Genomic DNA, 17,807 nt, shown 5'->3' with positions numbered 1-17,807 from the left:
CCTGCGGGCTAACTCAGCTGCACTCGAATGACATGTCATCCAGCCGGACGAATTTCCCGGCACCCGAGTTGTTGCCGAAAATGGCCTGGACGTACACCTTGTTCACGCCGTTGAGGTCAAGCGGCGGCGTGATGACCCGCTGGTAGGCGCCATCGTTGAGCCAGGGCGCGGTGGTGCCCAGCAGCCGCCAGCCGTTGGGGTCCCAGACCTGGAGTTCGACCTGCGCGCCACGGGGGCCCGGGTGCGCGGCGTCGGCCACCGGGTTGCCCCAGATGCTGGCCTTGCAGCTGGACTTGGGCCAGCTGGCGATGTTGATGGGCAGCCGGACCGAGGAATGGCCGTGCGCCGACCACAGGAAAGCGTTGTTGCGGCCGGTGCGGGCCGTGCCCTGACCGTAGTTGCCCTCGGCCCTGGCATCGCCCTCCGAGCCCTTCTCCCACCGGGTCCACGGGTCGCCCTCGAAGCCGTCGGAGTGACTCGCGGCGGCCGGTCCGGCGGTGGCGACTCCGGCGGCGCCAGTGGCCAAGGTGACTGCGGCGACCGCGGCCATGAGCAGTGGACCCAATCGAGCAAAACGCATGTGATTCCCCTTATTCGCTGAGAACACCTACTGCCTTGCGGCTCACCCAGAATGTCCCGGCGGAATCCGCTGGAAAAGAATTCGGTCCGCTGAGTGGACCGCTGTTATCGTCGCCGCCGAACCAGGGAGGCAGTGTGGGCCGGGGAGTGCTGGAAGGCGCGTTCTTGTTGCTCGAGGAGATCATCGACACCGAGGAGTGCGGGCTCAGCGAACTGGCCGCCCGGACCGGGTTGCCCAAAGCCACCGTGCACCGCCTGCTGGATCAGCTCGTCCGGCTGGGCGCGGTGCAGCGCAGCGAGGGCCGGTACCGGATGGGCGCGCGGATGTTCCGGTTCGGCACCGGCTGGCGCAGCGGCGCGGACCTGCGCGCGGCCGCGCTGTACCCGTTGCGGCAGTTGGCATCCGCCCTGCCCGGAGCCGGGGTGAGCGTGGCCGTCCCGGACGGCGAGGACACCCTGGTGCTGGGCGCGTTGCGTGGGGAGACCGACGAGGTGCTGCCGCTGCGCGCCGGGCTGAAGTACCCCGCAGAGGGCGCCTGGAAGGTGCTCCTCAAGGCCGCGCGCGACGGGGACGGGGTGCTGCGCGTGCACGAGTCCACCTGCGCGCAGGAGGTGTCCGGGATCAGCGTGGTCGTGCGGACGCGGACGGGAGAGGTCTGCGGAGCGGTGTCCGCCTGGGTGCTCGACCAGCGGCGACTGCCCGCCATGAGCGCGGTGGTGCTGCACACCGCTGGTCTGGTCAGCGGACAGCTCGCCCGGATCCGGCGACCGGCCCACCCGCTGGACTCCTAGGGCAGGCGCACCGCACGCCGATTAGGCTGATCAGCCCATTCTGGTACTACGATTGGCCCCCGGTTCGTAGCTCGGACACAGAGGGGCCTCCCTTGACCCAGGGACTGAAGTTCGCCGTGCTGGGACCGGTCCGGGCCTGGCGGAACGGTTCCGCCGTCGGCCTCGGCTCGCCGCAACAGCGCACCGCGCTGGCCATCCTGCTGCTCGCCCGCGGCCGGATGGTCTCCACCGACGAGATGGCCGCCGCGCTGTGGGGCCTGGACGTACCTCGGGCCGCCCGCGGCACCATCCGCACCTACGTGCACCGGCTGCGCCGCGCGCTGGAAGAAGAACAGGGTGAGCAGGTGGTGCACTCCACCACCGGCGGCTACGCGTTGCAGGTGCCGCCGCAGACCCTGGACCTGGGCCGGTTCCGCGAGCACGTGCGCGCCGCTGAACAGGCCAAGGTCAGCGGCGACCGCGAGGGCGCGGCCACCCACCTGCACCAGGCCCTGGCCGAGTGGCAGGGCGAACCCATGTCCGATCTGACCTCGGAGTTCGCCGAGTCCGAACGCGGCAGGCTGGGGCAGCGGCGACTGGCCGTGCTGGAAGAGCTGGCCGCACTCGAACTCGACCTCGGCCGCAGCCCCGACCTGCTCGACCCACTGGCCATGGCCGCGGCGGCCGAACCCCTGCGGGAGCGGTTGCACGAGCTGCTCATGCTCTGCCTGTGCCGCGCGGGCCGCCAAGCCGAGGCACTGGCTGTCTATGACCGGCTGCGCCGCCAGCTCGGCGACCAGCTCGGCGTGGACCCGGCCCCGGCCATGCGCGAGCTGTACCAGCGCATCCTGGAAGGCGACCCAGTGCTGCTGGCCCCGCCGCCACCGGCCGCGCCGCCCGAACCCGCCGCCGCCCCTGCCCTGATCCCGGCTCAGCTGCCAGTCGACCTCCCGGTGTTCACCGGCCGCGAAGAAGAACTCGACCGCCTGATCAACGCGGTCCGCCCGGATGCCACCGACGCGCCGGGGGTGGTGATCGTGCACGGCATGCCAGGACTGGGCAAGACCACCTTCGCCGTCCGCGCCGCGCACCGGCTGGCCCCGCATTTCCCGGACGGCCAGCTCTACCTGGACCTGCGCGGCTTCGAGGACGGCGACACCGAGGTCGACCCGATGGAAGCGCTGTGGTTCCTGCTGGACTCCCTCGGCGTGCCCACCCAGCAACTGCCCAGCCGCCTGGACACGCTCACCGCGTTGTACCGCAGCGTGCTCGCCGACCGCGGTTGCCTGATCCTGCTCGACAACGCCCGGGACACCCGCCAGGTGCTGCCACTGCTGCCCGGCAGCTCCCGCTCGCTGGCCATCATCACCAGTCGCGGCAACCTTTCCGGCCTGGTCGCGGGCACCGGCGCGCACACCGTGCCCCTAGAGCTGCTCAGCGACACCGAGGCCACCAGCTTCCTCTCCCGCCGCCTCGGCGAACCCCGGGTGGCCGCCGAACCCGAAGCAGTGCGACAAATAGTCCGCACCTGCGCCCGCCTGCCCCTCGCGCTGGCCCTGGTCGCCGCCCGCGCCGCCAGCTACCCCTCCTTCCGGCTGGCCGACCTGGCCGCCGAACTCGACGCCACCGACGGCGGCCTGGACGCCTTCGCCGGCCCGGACAGCCGCAGCGACATCCGCTCCATCCTGTCCTGGTCCTACCGCGCGCTCAGCCCCGAGGCGGCCCGGATGTTCCGGCTGCTGTCCTGGTTCCCCGGCCAGGTCATGGAGGTCCGCATCGGCGCCACCCTGGCCGCACTGCCGATCCCCAAGGCACACGCGCTCTTCCGCGAACTCGCCGCCGCGCACCTGGTCGAGGAGATCCGCCCCGGCGGCTACACCTGGCACGAACTACTGCGCGCCTACGCCGCGGAGTTGATGGCGGAGATCGACGGCCCCGAGGAACTGCTCGCGGTGCGCGGCCGCGGTGCGCAAACCGCGTTGCACACCGCCTACAACGCGGCCCGGCAGCTCTCGGTGCACCCCGACACCGCCCAACTCGGTGAGCCCGCCCCGTTCGTCTACCCGCGCAAGTTCATCGGCCACAACGACGCCTTCGCCTGGTTCGCCAACCACCACTCGGTGCTGATGACCATGGTGGAACGCGGGATCAGCCTCGGCGAGGCACGCGCCGCGTGCAGCCTGGCCTGGTCCATGCGGCACTACCTGGACTGGGCCGGGCACTGGCGGGACCTGGAACACGTCAACCGGATCGCCCTGCAAGCCGCGCAACGCATCGGCGACCGCGCCGCCGCCGGGTACGCCCACCGCGGCCTGGCCAGGGTCGACTGCCACCACTACCGCTTCGAGCAGGCCAACGCCCACCTCGACGAAGCCCTGGACTGCTTCGCCGAGGACACCCTCGCCCGCGCCTACACCCTGCGCCAGTACCTGGGCGTGCGGCAGCTGGAAGGCGACTACGCGGGCGCGCTGGTGCAGGCCACCACCGCCATCGACCTGTTCCGCCAGGCAGACTGCGCCATCGGCGAACACGGCGCCCAGCTCGGCGTGGCCTACAACCAGATCCGCCTCGGCCGGGTCGAGGAAGGCCTCACCACAGCCCTGGACGCGTTGGAAGTACTGGAAAACGCGGGCGAACTCTACGGCCTGTCCTCCGCACTGGACACCGTCGCCGGGGCCTACCAGCGACTCGGCCAGTACCAGGCCGCCGCCGAGTACCGCAGACGGCACGTGGCCTTCAACCGGGAACTCGGCCACGGCAGCGACCTGGTCAGCTCCCTGTTGCACCGCAACGTGACCAGCGGCCTGATCAACCTCGCCGAACTCCACCACACCATGGGTGAGCAAGCCGAGGCCGACGCGGAACTGCGTGAGGCCATGACCCGCCTCAGCCGCGAACTCGCCGAGAGCTACCTGGCCATCAGCCGCTACGACGAAGCCAAAGCCACCCTGCGCGCCACCCTGGCCAACCTGGACGACTTCCTGGCCGAACCCGACGGCGCGGACTGGTACCCGCGGGCGATGAAGGTGCTGCAGAAGACGGCGGCCATCGCCGAGGAGTTGGGCGTGGGCGCGTACATCCTGGACAACTGATTGGCCTGGTTGCAGCCCTCCGCACAGCCAAGTTCAGCCCTCGATCAGCGGCAGCGCGGCGAAGGTGTGGTGCTGCCAGATCAGCCGGGACGCCTCCTCCGGGTAGGCGGTGATCGTGGGCTCGGTGTCGAAGAGCTGAGTCAGGCGCAGCTCGCTGTCGTAGGCGGGCCAGCCGGGATCGCCGTGCGTGGCGAAGGCCGTCCAGGCCGCGCGCAGCTGGGCGGAGACCGTCGCCGCGGCTGTGGGGTCCTCGCCGATCAGCGCGGCGGGTTGGCCGCGGTCCAGGTTGCCGAAGACCAGGGGGACGTCCAGGCCGTGGCAGGCGCCGAAAATGCCGTCCATGCCGGTGGCGGTCCAGGTCAGCTCGAACAGGTGGACCCGGCCGCCCGCGCCGGCCTGGGCCTGGGCGAGGTGGAAGGAGGGCATGCGGAACAGCCAGTCCGAGTTGACGATCTCGTGCAGTTCCTCGGGGCCGGCGGCCGGGAAGCTGGTGCGGTAGCGGTCCGCGCCGTCCGGTCCGGGGGCGAAGGTGGCCAGTGCGGTGGCCGCCTGGTCCTCGGTCACCAGGCCGAAGATGCCCTCGACCACGTTGAACAGCCGCTGTTCGTCGCGGGTGTGGCCGACGATGAGGTCGATGCCCCGCGCCGAACCGGCGGCCACGGCTTGCCACGGGGAGGTGGGCAGGACATCGCCGTCGACCACGGGGGAGAACGGGATCTGGCGGTGGGCGGCCTGGCCCCAGCGGTGGGTCCAGTCGCCGATCTTGGCCATGACCGCGTCACCGGCCGCGGCGAACTGGGCCGGGGTGGCGGTGGACAGGTCGGCGATCGTGGGCCGCAGAACCAGTTCGGCGGCGGCGACGGTGGCGATGTCGGCGGCCAGCGCGGGGGTGAAGACGGTGCCCGGTGCGCTCTGCACGATCGCCCGGTGGAACAGGCCGGCTGCCCTCGGCATCGCCAGCAGGCAGGCGATCGAGCCGCCGCCCGCGGACTGGCCGAAGACGGTGACCCGGTCCGGGTCGCCGCCGAAGGCCCGGATGTTGTTCCGGACCCATTCCAGCGCGGCGACCTGGTCGAGCAGGCCCCGGTTGGCCGGCGCGCCTTCGATCTGGGCGAAGCCCTCCAGGCCGACGCGGTAGTTGAAGGTCACCAGCACGACGCCGTCGCGCACCAGCCGGCCGCCGTCGTACTCGGGCAGTCCGGACATGCCGAAGGCGTAGGCCCCGCCCTGGAACCACACCATGACCGGCAGTCCCGCGGCCGGGCCCGGTTCGGGGGTGAAGACGTTGACGGTCAGCCAGTCCGCGCCCGGAGTCTGCTCCGCCAGGGCATCCATGCCGAAGAACCCGGCCTGCGGGGGTGGAGGCCCGTAGGCCACGGCCTCGCGTACCCCATCCCAGGGCTGGACCGGTTGTGGTGCGGCGAACCGCAGCCTACCGACCGGTTGGTCGGCGAACGGAATCCCGCGGAAGACCGCCACGCCAGCCTCCCGGCTGCCCCGCACGGCACCGGCGGCCAGGCGAACTTCGGGCTGGGTTCCGGACGGCGTGGACGTGGCACCAGACATCGGGTTTCCTCTCGTGGCGGGCCGGGCGCCTGCGACAAGAGCCGCGGCGGCCAGGGCGGTGGGATCATCCACGCCGGGTCCTGACCCTGGCCACCGAATTACCGCGGGCCGGAATTCGTTGCCCCAAAGGGCGATTCCGGGGGCGAACCAGGTGTGGGCGGCGGTGACAGGAACCGGACATGCGTGGCGCGCGAGCGGATCGGGCGGGGAGTCTTGGGTGCGTGGCCGTGGCGGGATCCGGCCGGTGAGGGCGAGGCGGGGCGATGCGGAAGAAGCGGCGGAAGGGCGAGGAGCCGGTGCCGCACCGGTTCGCGCTGCCGCCTGGCGTGCGGGAGGCTGCTGCGGCGGCGATGAGTGATCCGCTTGCGCCCCAAGGATCTGGTGGCTCCGAGCAGCCGCCGCCCGCCGTGCGGCGGACACCGGTGTTCGCGAGCGGCCCGGCCACGTTCACGTTGCCGCTGGAGCAGCGGGTGATCGTCAGGGCGATCCGGCCCTTCCTGCGTCCCAGTGATCCGGAACCGCACACCTTGGCGGCCGTGCTCGCTCCGCGCCTGCCTGAACTGGCGGCCTTGCTGCGGGCCAGGGACCACCTCAAGACCGTCAGCAAGACCGTGGCGGGGCTGCGGCTGGAGGCGGCGGCCTGCCGGACGGACCCGGACCTCGACCTGGGCGGGACGAACACCACGGTCGCCGCCGCCCTGGTGCAGCTGGCCCGCCGCATCGCACCCAGCGGCGCCTCCGGCGACAAGGAGCGCAACGACGGCTTCCAGGTGGCGCGCCGGATGTTCAGCCAACGCCTGCGCCAGCGCGCCCAGGAGCTGAGTCCGGGGGAGAACCCCAGTAGCGGCAACTTGCCCCGCACCCCCGTCACGCCCGGCAAACCCCTGCCGCCCAGCCGGAAACTCACCACCCTGACCGAGTTGACCAAGGACCTGCCCAGCGGTGACCGCGCCCGCCACCGGCTGTGGGCCGACCGCCTGACCCCGGCCCTGACCCCGTTCCACTTCACCAGATACCCCACCCCGGCCGACCACCAGGACCTGCTCCGCCACTTCCTGGCCAACCTGCCCGAGCTGACCGAACTCGACGCGATCGGCCACGCCCTGGCCGAGGCCGAGCGCGAGCACAGCCAGTTGCACGTCCAGCTGGCCCCGAAACGGCAGTCCTTCGGCATGTCCTCGGCCGAGGTCCACTGGCGCAACGCACTGGCCCGTCAACTGCGGGCGGAGGCGGAGGCAGTCGGGGTCGGCGGCGCGCTCGGCGTGGGTTTTGGCGCCGCTTTCGACGCGGCCGCCAGCGGCATTGTGCAGACCCTGCGAGATCTTGCCGATCGGCTGACCGTGCACGGGACCCGGCGGCGTTCTGGGTGCGGGAGTTGAGGCCGGACAACAGGGTGATCGGTCGGATACGCCGGGTCGGTTCTGCCGGTACGCCCATCCTGGTTAAAACCCTGTCCCATCCCGGTCACCATGACTGTCGACATCGGCGAACACTCGGGAGGGGTCAGGGGTGTTCGTTGTGCACCCGCAGGCTGAAGCGGTCGCCGCGGAAAAGCGAACGGACCCGGTGCACCGGGGCCCCGGTCCGGTCGTAGCCGATCCGGTCCAGCGCGAGCATCGGCACCGTCGGCGCGACATCCAGCAGGGTGGCCTCGTGCGGATCGCACAGCGCCGCGCTGATCTGGTCCACGGTCCGCGCCACGGTCACGTCGTAGTGCTCGCGCAGGCAGTCCAGCAGCGACTCGGCCGGGTCGAACACCGAGGTCAGCCCCGGGAACCGGTCGGCAGGCAGGTAGTTGGACTCCAGCAGCAGCGTGTCCGGGCCGTTGACCAGCAGCCGCCGCAGGTGCAGCACCAGCTCGCCCGGCGCGAGGTCGAGCTGCAGCGCCAGTTCCAGGTCGGCGGGCAGGTACTCCTGGGTGACCAGCAGCCGCGCTGGGTTGTCCTGGCCAACTTCGGTGCGGTCGCAGCCGGCGGCGGCCAGGTCCTGCACCAGTTTGGGCGCGGCGACGAAGGTCCCGCTGCCGCGCTTGCGGGACACCCTGCCCTCGCTGGCCAGCTCGATCATGGCCTGGCGCAACGTCATCCGGGCCACGCCGAGCCGCTGGACCAGGTCCCGTTCCGAGGGCAGTCCCGCGCCGGGGCCGAGCTGGTCGATCAACTCCAAGATCCGGGCCTTGGCCCAGTAGTACCTCGGCTCCTCGGCCGGGGCGGTCCAGCTCGGCGCGGCGGTGACGGTGATCTGCCTGCCGTCCACGATCAGCAGCACCTCCCGGCCGCGCAACGGGCTGTCCAGCCGCAACCGCAGCGTGGTCAGCACCTCCCGTTCGCGGGCCGGGCCGAACGGGATGGCGGCCAGCCGCACCGTGACCCGCTCCGCGGACTCGGTCCGCTGGTGCGCGCACAGATCCAGGCTGGTGCGCCCGGTGAGCTGGACGATCAGCTCGGCGCCCGCGCCCCGGGTCCACCAGGTGGCGGTGAGCGCGGACGTGTGCGTGGCGACTGCGGGCAAGGACAACGTCATGGCGTACTCCCTGGCGGTGGATCAGCCCGTTCCGGTTTGCCCGACGCTAAGGCCGGGAAGGGGTGCGCGGTGATCAACTGCCTGCACGGGCCCTAACCACTGCCCATTTCAACCACGCCCCGCCATCGAATCAGTGGAATCGATTCGAGAAACCGGGCAAGGGCAGCCGGTTCGCCTGCCAATACCGACGAGTGATTTCCGCGGAGGTCGACCATGCAGGATTTCCGATGGCTACAGGGCCGGGTGGCCGAGCTGGCCGCCGCCGTGTCCGAGGGCGACCGCACCCGCGCGGAGAAACTCGTTGCGCACACCAAGGCCGAAGGCGGGCTCGAAGCCGCCGAGTTCCTGCTGGTAGAGCTGCTGATGCTGATCTCCGGCCAGCCGCAGGCCGACGCCGACCAAGCCTTGGGCTGCCGGTGGGGCGGGGACCCGTGAGGAGGTCCCGGCCCCACCGGAGCCGGGGCGGGCGGTCGGCCCCTGCTGCCGACCGCACGCCGTGCGCCCCGCCCGCTGCGAGGGCTGACAACAGCGTGCGGCGGGGGCAGTTCCGTGCGACACCGAAAGGCTATGCCGGCCCCGGATCGGGGAGAAGGGCGTTGCACCTAAGAACCGGAATACCTGCCCCGGTCACCGCCGATAACCTGAGATAAATTCGGTTGTCAGCCATAATCGCCGGATTTGGCGTGATTGATCCGGATTGGTGAACCGGCGCGGTGGGCTTGACCGCTTGGTGCCACCGCACCCCACCGGCCGCCGCCGGTCTCCACGCTGAACACCATGACCTCAGCCGAGCAGGGCCGCCGCCAGCGGGCGCTCGCCGAACTCACCGCGACCGCGGCGTCCCCGGACGGCCTGGTCGAGGCCACCGTCGGCGCCTTCGGTGACCTGCGCGAACTGGACCTGGACCCCCGCCACCACCGCAGCAGGGACGCCACCGCGCTGGCCGCGACCATCCTGGCCACCGTGCGGGCGGCCACGAGCACCGCGGCCATCGCCGCCTGCGAAGTGCTCGCCCCTGACCTGCCCCCTGACCTCGACCCGGCCGAGGCCGACCTGCTGTTCGGGCCTGCCCTGCACGCACTCGACCACCCCGGACCAGCCGGGCCGGTGGCGGATTCCCGGCCGGTCATCGGCGCGGGCCTGGACGAGGACCGCTGGCGCCACCTGCTGACCGCGCTGCGCGAGCGGGTGCGCGCCGCCACCGCGACCGCCGACTCCGCGGACGGCCTGCTCACCGCCACCGTCAGCGGCCGCGGTGAACTCCTCGATTTGTGGCTTGACCAGCGGATCTACCGGACCTCGGACGCCCGGCGACTGGCTGAGGGCATCACCGGCACGGTGCGCGCGGCCATCGAATCGGTGCGGGCGGACATACGCGCCGACCTCACCGACCTCCTCGACGGAAGGACCCCGCGAGCATGAACCAGCCGAAACCAGACATCCACCTGGCCGCCGGTCAGGTCGAGCCCGCCCTTGCCGCGATGGACACCCAGCGGCACGACCTGGACGTGGCCTGGCTGGACGGCTCGGCCCAGATCAGGGCCGGGGAGGGCGGGTTCGGCCCGATCGACACCCTGGTGCGCGCGTTCCGGCCCGGCTACCTGGCAAAGGCCGACCTGGTGAAACCGGCGGCGGAGCGACGGCAGGCCGACTACGACTCGCTCATCGCGGCCGGGCGGTTCAGCGTGGAGGTCTACCGCCGCGGTGACGACGTCAGCGCCCTCGGCTTCCCCGATTCCCACTAGGCGGCGTCATGGCGATCCAGGAACCGGATTCGGGTCTGTGGAACGAGGTCCGGCCGCGCACCGAATGGCCGGCCACCGACGAGACGATGATGCAGGAGCTGGCCAGGACCTGGGCGAGAACCGGCGCGACCTTCGAGCGGGTCGGCGGCGAGCAGCCGGACGCCCGGCTGGTCAGCGGGTGGACCGACGGCAACGGCGGCACCTTCCGCGACAAGGTGGCCACGCTCCGCGGTCTGGTCTTCGCCAACGGCGTGCGGATGAAGGAGATCTCCTGGCTGACCGAGCAGTACGGCAACGACGTCGCACACGCCAAGACCGAGATCCGCGCCTTCATCGCCAACCGCGAACCCTTCTACCAGCAGGTCAACGGCCTGTTCGGCTTCTTCGCCGACGCTCAGGCCAAGGAGACGCTGCTGCGGGAGGTCGCGAACACCATCAACATCTTCCTCGCCGAGATGGCCGGACGGATCGGCGCCCGTGCGCAGGGCGCGGCCGACCTGCTGCTGCCGGATCTGGTGGACAGCGCGCTGGACCCACCGGAGGGTGGTGGGGTCATCCCGCCGCCGCTGAACCCGAGGGGCAGGGGCCGCCGCGGGGATCGCCCGAAGAACACCGCGCCCAGACCCGACGTGCCCGTGCTGGACGGCGGTTCCCTGACCGGGATCGGGCGCAGGATCTGGGGCAACGGGCCGGACGTGGCCGACGCCCTGCTCGGCACCCGGACGAAGGACGAACTACGCGCACTCGCGAGCCGGAGCGACGCGGCGAAACTACGCGACTTCTACCAGGCCGCCGTCGACACCGACCGCGGCGGCACGACCGCCCCGACGCGGGTGCGACTGGCCCAGGAGATCATTGACGCATGGGATGGGTGAGGACCTGATGGATGACACCGTGCTGCTGAAGTTCGCGGCCGCGCCAGGGGCCACGGTCAGCGTGTCCTTCGAACCGATCGGCAGCTCTTTCTCCTTGAGCGACGGGGATTTCGTCCACCTGCGCACCCCGGCGGCCAACGTGGGCAAGATCGAGGTGGTGGTGTGGCCGAACGGGATCAGCGTGGAGGTGCCCTACCCGGATGAGTACGCGATCCTCAACCGCGACGGGGACGTGATCGACTGGCTCTGACCGGGTAGCCGGGCTCAGCGGATTGCTGAACGCCCTCGCCAGGGGATGAGCGGTCACCGTGCCGTGGGCCTGCCGTTGGCCTGGCAGGGCGGGCGGTAGGGCAGCTCGGCGAGGTAGGTGCGCCATTCCTGTTCGGTGATCGGATCGCCGGTGTCGCGGCAGATCGCGGTGATGACCGCGGTGTCCTCGGTCTGCCAGCGATGCACGAGACGGTCCGCGCCGCCCGCGACCAGCAGGTCGCCGGTGGGGCGGAACCGGGCGGTGTTCATCGGCGAGCCGGTGGTGGCCAGGGTGGCGATGTGCTGGGGCTGCCGGGGATCGCGCAGGTCCCACAGCCAGGTGGTGCCGTCGATGACCGCCGCGGCCAGGATCGCGCGGTGCGGGTGGTAGCTCAGTTTGAGGATTCGCCCGGCCGGGCCGAGCAGCGGGCCGCCGAGGCGTTGCGGCGCGGGGGTGGTGAGGTCCCACAGCAGCACCGTGGCGTCGACACCCGCCATGGCCAGCTGGGTGCCCTCGGCGTTGAAGGTGGCGCTGTAGGCGTAGCTGCGCAGGCCGTCCAGGCGGTGCAGCTGTCGTGGGCTGGCGGCGTCGGTGGTGTCGAGGAGGTAGACGTGGCTGTCCGCGCTGGCCACGGCGAGGCGGTCGCCGCGGGGGCTGAAATCCAGATCGAGGATCACGTCGGTGGCCAGGTGCAGGACCGCGATCAGCTTGGGGGAGCGGGGATTGGCCAGCTGCCACAGGCGCACCCGGTGGTCCCGGCCCGCGGCGGCCAGGATGCTGCCGTCCGGGCTGAGCGCGACCGCGGTGATCTCCTCGCGTGCCTCGGCCAGGACGGCGATGTGTCCGGAGTATGGGGGATCGGTCAGGAGGTAGAGGTGGACCTCGCCGTGGATGGCGCCCGCGGCGAGGAAGCGGCCGTCCTTGGCCAGATCACCCGCGCCGCTGAGGGCCGCGCTGCCCGGCGGGGCGGTCAGCGGCGGGGACATCCGGGCGAGTGGGCCGGGCCGGGAGCTGTCCCACAGGGTGGCGCTGCCCTCGGCGAAGACGGCCAGGCGATTGCCGTCCGCGGTGAACGCGGTGTCCAGCACCGGGGTGTCCGCGCGGGGCGGCAGGGCGGTGGCCAGGGGCCAGCGGCGCAGTGCGCCGTCGGTGGCCACCGACACCAGGGCGGCGCCGTGGCTGGTGAAACCGGCCCAGGTGACCACATCGGGGTGCGGCAGCACCTGCACGGTGGCCAGGGTGGCGGCGTCGAGCACGTGGATGGTGGCGTCGGTGCTGCCCGCGATCAGGTGTGCGCCGTCCGGGCTGTACGCGGTGGTGGTGATCTTCAACTCGGTCAGGTCGCCGCGGCCCGCGGCGGGTGCCGGGGTGGCCTGGGTGAGGTTCCAGGAGCGAAGCCCGCGGTCGTGTGAGCCGCTGACGAGGGTGCGCCCGTCGGGCGAGAAGGCCAGCGCGGGCACCGGACGGGAGCCGGAATCCAGTACCGCCAACGGTTTTCGAGTGTCGCCGAGGTCCCACAGCAGGATCTGGCCGCGGTCGGTGCCCACCGCCAGCCGGTCGCCGCGCGCGTTGTAGGTCAGGGTGCGGGCCACCGTGTCCGACGGCAGCCTGCCGAGCCTGCGCGGCCGGGTGGGTTCGGTGATGTCCCAGCGCACCACCCCGTCATCCCCGGCGGCGGCCACTTCGGTGCCACTGGCGGCGATGGCCAGCCGCTGCACCGGACCGGCCGGACCCTGCGGGAGCACCGCCAGCCGCACCGGCGCCCACGGGTCGGCGATGTTCCACAGCGCGACGGTCGAGGTGGTCTCGCCCACCGCGAGCAGCCGGTCGTCCCCGGACAGGGCCAGTGCGTAGACCATCGTGCCCGGCGTGCTCGCGCGCAGCACACCAGCCCGGATCAGGCGGCCCTCGGCCGGGATCAGCAGTTGCACGGAGCCGTCGGTGGCGTTGCTGACCGCGATCACCCCGTCCCCGGCCGAGGCGGCCAGCGCGGTCGGCCCCGCGCCGCCGAGCAGCCGGGCCGGGATGGGCGCGGCGGGGTAGCTGAGCAGGGCCGAGCGGGCCTCGGTGGTGGGCGCGATCCGGTAACCCGCGATGGCCAGCTGGGCGGCCAGCGCCGGATCGGTGGCCCGGAGTTTGTCCGCGGTCAGCGCGATCTGCCGGGACAGCGCGGTGTCCCTGGCCGCGAGGGCGTCCTCCCGCGCGCCGCCTGCCACCGCGGCCAGCAACCCGGCCACCAGCGCGCCCACCACCGCGGCGGTGGCCAGCACCCGTAATCGCCGGGCCGCCCGGCTCGCCGCGATCTCGGCCTGCCGGGCCCGCGCCACACTGCTTTCCAGGAACGAGCGCTCCACGGTGTTCAGCCGCGGCGCGGCCCGCAGGTGCGCGCGCATCAGCTCCAGCCGCGCGCCACCGGCCAGCGTGGACGGATCGTGACCGGAATCGGCCCAGGTGCGCGCCGCCTCGGTGATCAGCCGCTGCAGGCGCAGCGCGGCCCGGTCGTCCTCGATCCAGCCACGCAGCCGGGGCCAGGCGGTGATCATCGCCTCGTGCACGATCTCCACGCTGTGCTCGGTGACGGTGACCAGCCGCGCCGCGGCCAGCCGGTCCAGCACCGCCGCCGCCTCGGGATCCAGATCCAGCAACTCCGCGCGCGGCACCTGGCGGCGGGTGACGGCCGTGCCCTCCTCGATGGCGAGCAGCCGCAGCAACAGATCCGCGGCCAGTCGCCGCCGGGCCGGGGCGAGCGCGCCGTAGGCGGCCTCCGCGGTCTGCACCACCGCACCGTTGATCCCACCGGAGGCCTCGAAGCCGGCCAGGGTCAGCACCGTGCCCCGCCGCCTGCGCCAGGTCTCGAACAACGCGTGCGCGAGCAGCGGCAGCAAACCGCTGTGCCCCTTGGCTTCCTGCGCCACGGTGGCCAGCAAGGCCCGCTCGACCGACAACCCGGTCACCGCGGCGGGTCTGCTCACCGCGGCGCGCAACTCCTCGGCGTTCATCGGCCCGACCAGCACCTGGTTGCCCGCCAGCAGCGCGGCCAGTTCCGGGTGCTCGGCGCACCGCGGATAGAAGTCGGCCCGCACGCTCAACACCAGCCGCGGCCCACCGGCACGCCCCAGCAGCCCGCGCAGGAAGTCCTCCCGCACGAGGGGTTCGCACAGCGTGTACAACTCCTCGAACTGGTCGACGACCAGCACCTCGGCCGCCGCACCGCCCAGCTCCTCCCGCGGACCGAGCGCGCGCGCCAGATTCGCCACCGGCTCCCGCCCCGGCGTGATCACCACCGCCGGCCTGCCCTCGGCGCGCAACCCGGGCAGCACCCCCGCCGCCAGCACCGAACTCTTGCCAGCCCCGGAAGCGCCCAGCACAAATGTCACCGGATTGGCCCGCACCCGATCGGCTATCTCGGCCACCAGTTTCTCCCGGCCGAAAAACAGATCCGCGTCCGCGTCCCGGAAACTGTGCAACCCCCGATAAGGCGCCCGCCCGGAAGCCGTGTCAGTCCCGCGCGGCACATGCGCATCAGGTGCGGCCGCCGCGGCCCGCCATTTCCTCGTCCATTCCACCTCATCGCCGCCACAGGCCATCGCATAGGCCAGCGCGACCTCCAAGGTCGGCAACTGCCGCCCGCCCGCCGCCGCGGACAAGGTGGACACCGAGTACCCCGAAATCGTCGCCAGCTTCCGGTACGTCGGACTACCTGCTTGCCGCCGCAAGTTCCGCAGTGCCAAGGCAAAACCGGCAACCGACCCCGTGACCGGGTCCAGCGGGCGCTCTGGACGAGGCATCAGCCACCACCCCCCGCGCGGTAGTGTGCGCCCCCGGTTGTCCGGCTGGCAATTGTTCGGTAGAACTACCGGCTACCGAACAATCCGCAGGCCCCCTAGAAATGGCGTTGCCGTGGCAACACGACCTAGGGAGGAAATCCACATGCGCACAATAGCCATTATCGCCGCAGCCGTTTCCCTGATGGGCTCGATGGTGGGCATGGCGGGCACCGGGAACGCCGAACCGGCAGCCCCGCTACTCCAGTTCTCCTGTGCCGGAGTGAGCGATGACCTCTGGCACCTGTGCCAGAACTCGCGCCAGGACGTTCCGGCGGCGAACCACCTGCGGATCGCGGTGCGCGGCTCGCAGGGCAGGCTGGTCAAGTTCCGCGCCCACCGGGCCACCGACAACTCGCTGATCGGCTCGGAAAGCGCCTGCATCAAGGTCGGCGAGCCGTCCTCGATCATCGTTCGGCCACGCGCGCGCGCCGAACGCGTCTACATCCGCGCGCGGCTGTGCGAGGGCGGCGAGGAAGACGTGCACGCCACCACCCACTTCTAGGTCGATCGGAGAGCCAGCTGAGAACAACGGTCGCGCTCGCCGGGACACTGTCCTTGGCAGGCTCGGTGCTGGGCCTGGACGCCGGGCCCGGCGTCCAGGCCCAGCTGTGCACCGGCAGCCGGGCCGGCATCCACGCAAGTCTGTCCTTTTAGGACTGTCAGGCCGGTCCGGAACCCAGGCGGCTCCGGACCGGCCTACTGTCCAGCTCGGCCAGCTCGGTCAGTTCGGGCCGCTTGGGCTGTACCCTCGCGCCCATCGAGACCCCGCGCAGGTGCCGCACCACGAACGGCACCAGATGCGTGCCCGCCCACCGCAGATCCGACCCCAGCGCAACCACCTTGGACGGTTCGGGCAGCGGCGGCAGCGGCGCCTGCCAGTCCTCGGTCACCGGCAGCCCCAGCACCTCCGCCGTGCGCAGCGCCACCCGCCGGTGGCCCTCGGTGGACAAATGCACCCGGTCCGGGCACCAGTAGCGCCAGTCGGTGGTGAACCGGAAAGCCCACAGGTCCACCAGCAGGCAGTCGTGGCGGGCGGCGATGGTGTGCACGTGGGAGGTGTAGACCGCGATCTTGCCGCGGATCCTGCGCAACAGCGAGCCCTGGTGCGGGTCGTAGCCGGTGAAGACCAGCACATCGCACCCGGCGCGGCGCAGCTCGGCCACCACCCGCTCGTAGCCCTCGGCCGCCAGGTCGGGGTCGCCGCCGGGGCGCAGCAGGTCGTTGCCACCGCCGTTGACGGTGACCAGGGCGGGTTTGGCGGCGATGGCCGCTGGCACCTGCTCGGCGTGGATCTCCGAGATCAGCTTGCCGCGGACGGCGAGGTTGGCGTACCGCATCCCCGGGTCGATCCCGGCCATGGCCGCCGCGAGCCGGTCGGCCCAGCCCCGGAAGGTGGCCTCGGGACCGGGCAGGCAGGTCCGGCTGCCGGGGGCGGGATCGCACATGCCCTCGGTGAAGCTGTCCCCGATCGCGACCAGACTGTCCCAGCGCATTCCGTGTCCACCCCTCGCGTAGCTCAGCGTCCATGAGAGCACGCCGCGGCCGTCACCCACCTGGGTGCGAGCCCAAGCCGGACAAGATCACACCGGGGGGTTTCGACTTGCACCTGACGTAACTGGAAGGTTTAGCGTCCCCAGCATGACGATCACGGTTCTGGACACCTACCCAGCCATCCGGGAGATCCTGCGGTCACCGCAGGCCGACCGCCCCGCGCTGTTGCGCGCCATGCTGACGCCCGCCGCGGGCATGTACCGCTACTTCCCCGGCGAGGTCGACCTGGTCGCCATGCACGCGATGTCCTCGGGCTTCCCACTCGACCGGGATGAACAGCGCTGCCTGGACGCCCTGGAAACCCTGCGCCAGGCCGACGCCTGGGGCCGGATCGAGCGGGCCCTGCACCGGGCCGTCGAGGTGCAGCTGGCGGCGACGCCGGGGATCACGGTGCCGGAGCTGACCGTGCTCATCGTGCTCGGTGACCCCGGCGACCCCCACTTCATGGGCCCGAGCCTGGGTATGAACGCCAATGGCAGCGTGTCCGGGTACATCTTCCTCAACTTCTGGCCGTCCCCGGAGAACCTGGCCCGGCTGGAGGCGACCGCGGTGCACGAGCTGAACCACAACCTGCGCTACAGCCCCGGCGCTGTGGTCTGGGACCCGGCGACGGTGACCGTGGGGGAGCAGATCGTCTCCGAGGGCCTGGCCGATGCCTTCGCCCGCCAGCTCTACGGCGACGAACTCGGCCACACCCGCCTCGGCGTGCCGCACCTGTCCGACGACGCGGTCTTCGCCAAGGTCGTCACCGGCCTGGAGATCACCGGCATGCACAACTTCACCGCCTGGGTGCACGGTGACGAGTTCGCCGCCCGCTACGGCGCGACCCCGGTCGGGCTGCCCGCCGGGGCCGGGTACGCGGTGGGCAACCGGCTGGTCGACGCCTACCTGGCCGCCACCGGGCAGACCGCGGCGGCGGCGTTGCTGGCCGATCGCCGCGAGGTGATCGAGACCGCGCTCGCCGCTGCGCGGTGAGGCGTGCGGCCGCGGCGCGGCACCGGGCGCACACCGGTGCCGCGCCACGGGCA

General features: G+C 71.9%; 15 protein-coding genes. 10 read left to right on the top strand and 5 right to left on the bottom strand.

Going from position 1 to position 17,807, the window contains the following annotated elements:
* Positions 1–13: 13 nt before the first annotated feature.
* Complete coding sequence (locus ACTOWY_RS37935; RefSeq protein ID WP_441314416.1) at positions 14–580, bottom strand: hypothetical protein; 567 nt, start codon at positions 578–580, stop codon at positions 14–16.
* 134 nt (positions 581–714) lie between these two features.
* Between ACTOWY_RS37935 and ACTOWY_RS37930 the strand changes: the two genes are divergently transcribed.
* A complete protein-coding gene (locus ACTOWY_RS37930; RefSeq protein WP_441314415.1) occupies positions 715–1,371 on the top strand; it encodes a helix-turn-helix domain-containing protein in 657 nt (218 codons plus the stop codon).
* A gap of 92 nt (positions 1,372–1,463) precedes the next feature.
* On the top strand, positions 1,464–4,442 hold the full coding sequence (locus ACTOWY_RS37925; protein ID WP_441314414.1) for a BTAD domain-containing putative transcriptional regulator: 2,979 nt from the start codon (positions 1,464–1,466) through the stop codon (positions 4,440–4,442).
* Positions 4,443–4,475: 33 nt separating this feature from the next.
* On the opposite strand, the gene ACTOWY_RS37920 is transcribed toward ACTOWY_RS37925, so the two are convergent.
* Positions 4,476–6,008, bottom strand: a complete 1,533-nt coding sequence (locus ACTOWY_RS37920; RefSeq protein ID WP_441314413.1) for a carboxylesterase/lipase family protein — start codon at positions 6,006–6,008, stop codon at positions 4,476–4,478.
* 263 nt (positions 6,009–6,271) lie between these two features.
* Here ACTOWY_RS37920 and ACTOWY_RS37915 point away from each other — a divergent pair, with 263 nt between their 5' ends.
* Positions 6,272–7,387 (top strand): hypothetical protein, encoded by a 1,116-nt coding sequence (locus tag ACTOWY_RS37915; RefSeq protein WP_441314412.1) that lies wholly within the window; start codon positions 6,272–6,274, stop codon positions 7,385–7,387.
* Between the two features lie 124 nt (positions 7,388–7,511).
* Here the strand turns inward: ACTOWY_RS37915 and ACTOWY_RS37910 are convergent, their stop codons facing one another.
* Positions 7,512–8,531 (bottom strand): GntR family transcriptional regulator, encoded by a 1,020-nt coding sequence (locus ACTOWY_RS37910; protein WP_441314411.1) that lies wholly within the window; start codon positions 8,529–8,531, stop codon positions 7,512–7,514.
* 213 nt (positions 8,532–8,744) lie between these two features.
* Between ACTOWY_RS37910 and ACTOWY_RS37905 the strand changes: the two genes are divergently transcribed.
* The 5 genes from ACTOWY_RS37905 (at position 8,745) to ACTOWY_RS37885 (ending at position 11,401) form a co-directional block, all read left to right on the top strand.
* Positions 8,745–8,966, top strand: a complete 222-nt coding sequence (locus ACTOWY_RS37905; RefSeq protein ID WP_441314410.1) for a hypothetical protein — start codon at positions 8,745–8,747, stop codon at positions 8,964–8,966.
* Between the two features lie 342 nt (positions 8,967–9,308).
* A complete protein-coding gene (locus tag ACTOWY_RS37900) occupies positions 9,309–9,953 on the top strand; it encodes a YbaB/EbfC family nucleoid-associated protein (protein WP_441314409.1) in 645 nt (214 codons plus the stop codon).
* The gene (locus ACTOWY_RS37895; RefSeq protein ID WP_441314408.1) at positions 9,950–10,276 is read left to right on the top strand and encodes a hypothetical protein; all 327 of its coding nucleotides are present in this window, start codon (positions 9,950–9,952) and stop codon (positions 10,274–10,276) included. The genes ACTOWY_RS37900 and ACTOWY_RS37895 overlap by 4 nt, the downstream gene beginning before the upstream one ends.
* Before the next feature lie 8 nt (positions 10,277–10,284).
* The gene (locus tag ACTOWY_RS37890) at positions 10,285–11,151 is read left to right on the top strand and encodes a WXG100-like domain-containing protein (protein ID WP_441314407.1); all 867 of its coding nucleotides are present in this window, start codon (positions 10,285–10,287) and stop codon (positions 11,149–11,151) included.
* A 7-nt stretch (positions 11,152–11,158) separates the two neighbouring features.
* Entirely contained in the window at positions 11,159–11,401 is a 243-nt protein-coding gene (locus tag ACTOWY_RS37885) for a hypothetical protein (protein WP_441314406.1), read from the top strand.
* 53 nt (positions 11,402–11,454) lie between these two features.
* Here ACTOWY_RS37885 and ACTOWY_RS37880 read toward each other — a convergent pair whose 3' ends face one another.
* Entirely contained in the window at positions 11,455–15,057 is a 3,603-nt protein-coding gene (locus tag ACTOWY_RS37880; protein ID WP_441314405.1) for an nSTAND1 domain-containing NTPase, read from the bottom strand.
* Between the two features lie 274 nt (positions 15,058–15,331).
* Here ACTOWY_RS37880 and ACTOWY_RS37875 point away from each other — a divergent pair, with 274 nt between their 5' ends.
* Positions 15,332–15,730 (top strand): hypothetical protein, encoded by a 399-nt coding sequence (locus ACTOWY_RS37875; RefSeq protein ID WP_441314403.1) that lies wholly within the window; start codon positions 15,332–15,334, stop codon positions 15,728–15,730.
* Between the two features lie 157 nt (positions 15,731–15,887).
* Here the strand turns inward: ACTOWY_RS37875 and ACTOWY_RS37870 are convergent, their stop codons facing one another.
* On the bottom strand, positions 15,888–16,721 hold the full coding sequence (locus tag ACTOWY_RS37870; RefSeq protein WP_441314402.1) for an SGNH/GDSL hydrolase family protein: 834 nt from the start codon (positions 16,719–16,721) through the stop codon (positions 15,888–15,890).
* Positions 16,722–16,866: 145 nt separating this feature from the next.
* Between ACTOWY_RS37870 and ACTOWY_RS37865 the strand changes: the two genes are divergently transcribed.
* The gene (locus ACTOWY_RS37865; protein WP_441314401.1) at positions 16,867–17,754 is read left to right on the top strand and encodes a DUF2268 domain-containing protein; all 888 of its coding nucleotides are present in this window, start codon (positions 16,867–16,869) and stop codon (positions 17,752–17,754) included.
* Positions 17,755–17,807 lie beyond the last annotated feature (53 nt).

It is taken from the genome of Crossiella sp. CA198, from assembly GCF_052078295.1.
GTDB lineage: Bacteria > Actinomycetota > Actinomycetes > Mycobacteriales > Pseudonocardiaceae > Crossiella.
The sequence above is the reverse complement of the archived record's forward strand: the minus strand, read 5'-3'. Positions and strand labels throughout refer to the sequence as shown.